Origin of the sequence: Aminiphilus sp. (assembly GCF_029975095.1) — a bacterium.
Taxonomy (GTDB): Bacteria; Synergistota; Synergistia; order Synergistales; family Aminiphilaceae; genus Aminiphilus.
The window spans coordinates 1-1,798 of record NZ_JARKPW010000043.1; the positions used below are offsets into that span (position 1 = coordinate 1).

1 protein-coding gene is annotated in these 1,798 nt (G+C 62.6%); it reads left to right on the plus strand.

The window, feature by feature from the left end; genetic code table 11:
* Positions 1-253 precede the first annotated feature (253 nt).
* Positions 254-1,528 carry a radical SAM protein gene (locus Q1K49_RS02860; RefSeq protein ID WP_300522567.1) on the plus strand — a complete coding sequence of 425 codons (1,275 nt, stop codon included), beginning with the start codon at positions 254-256 and terminating at the stop codon, positions 1,526-1,528.
* Positions 1,529-1,798: the final 270 nt, after the last annotated feature.

Genomic DNA, 1,798 nt, shown 5'->3' on the forward strand with positions numbered 1-1,798 from the left:
AAGTGTCCCTATTTTCCCTCTAATGCTACCCGCTCAAAGCGGCCCGCACAGGTTTCACCTCTTTTCGGACATCACAAAGTCATCCTTGCTCCGTTCATGAGACTGCAATGCGGCCGACGCGGGACGACTCCTGAAGAATTGCGTTTTGACGGCAGGGAAGCTAGAATTACCAGTGCACGGAGCATACCCTGAAAACGTGCCGTTGGACAAAGCGCACTGAGATTTCGCCGTTGCGGGAACAAAGGAACTTCCCATGAGAGTAGTGCTGATTTCCACCAATTCCGAGACGAGCCATGTGACGCCATTGCCGCTGGGTCTCAACCTGGTTGCGGTTGCCGCGCGGGAAGCAGGGCATGAGGTGCGCATGTTCACTCTCCCGGGCAGCGGCGACAATGCCTCTATCATCCGTGACGCCGTGCGGGAGCACAGCCCCGGCGTGATCGGGGTCTCGGCCAGGAACGTGGATGACCAGAACCGGGAGAATCCGGGGTTCCTGCTGGAAGCGGTGCGCGATACCATTGCCCTGTGCCGCGCCGCCTCAGACGCGACCATCGTCGTGGGGGGATCGGGATTCAGCATTTTCCCGGAAGCGGCGCTCCGTTACCTGAAGGCGGACATGGGAATTTGCGGAGAAGGGGAGACGGCGTTTGCGGCGCTCCTCCGCGCCCTGGAACGGCGGGACGACCTGTCCGGAATCCCCGGTCTCTGCCTCCCCGGCGCAACGGTGGACAGGGGACGGTGCGCGCGGGCGGGGCTCGAAACGTTCCCCCTCCCCGACCCCTCGCTCTGGTCCGTTCCCGCGGACGCCAGGACGGGGGTCTGGGTCCCCTTCCAGACCCGGCGCGGCTGTCCCATGCGGTGCAGCTACTGCTCCACGCCCGCCCTGGAAGGTACCGTACTCAGAAAACGCGTGATCGAGACCGTGGTGGAGGGGATTGCCCGCCATGTGGCGGCCGGCTTCAGGCACTTCTACTTTGTCGACAACATCTTCAATCTCCCGCCGAAGTACGCGAAGGATCTCTGCGCGTCGCTCTCCTCAGCCGGTCTCAGAATCCGCTGGCACTGCAGCCTCTATCCCGGTTTCGTGGACGAAGACCTGGTGCGGAAAATGGCGGAAGCCGGATGCATCGAGGCAAGTCTCGGGTTCGAAAGCGGCTGCCCCGCCATCCTGCGCAACCTCAACAAGAAATACGAGGTGGAACAGGTACGGACCACCTCGAAACTGCTCGAAAAATACGGCATCCGCAGGCTGGGCTTCCTCCTGCTGGGAGGGCCGGGCGAGACGAGAGAATCGGTGCGTGAGAGCCTGGAATTCGCCGACTCCCTCCACCTGGAAACGCTGAAACTGACGGCGGGGATCCGGATTTACCCGGGAACGCCGCTGGAAAAGACGGCTCGTGAAGAGGGTGTGATTGCCGAAGGGGACGATCTGCTCTTCCCCCGCTTCTACCTGGCGCGCGGGCTCGATGAGTGGATCGGACCGGAGGTACGCGAGTGGATGAGAAACCATCCCTACTGCGTCATGTGACGGGGAATGATACTGGAAGGAGGCCGCATGGGCGGTTCTTCGTCGGGTCGTCCGGTTGACGACCGTCCGCCTCGAACCGCCCCCTCGCGGAAACACGTTCGGGCGTCCCGAACGCCTCACATGACGGGCACGCCCCGGCCGCGGAGGTATTTTTTCAATTCGGGAATCCCGATGAGTCCGAAATGGAAGACGGATGCGGCCAGCAACACGGTGGCTCCCGCCTCCACGGCCTCGAAGAAGTGCTCCAACTGTCCCGCTCCGCCGGATGCC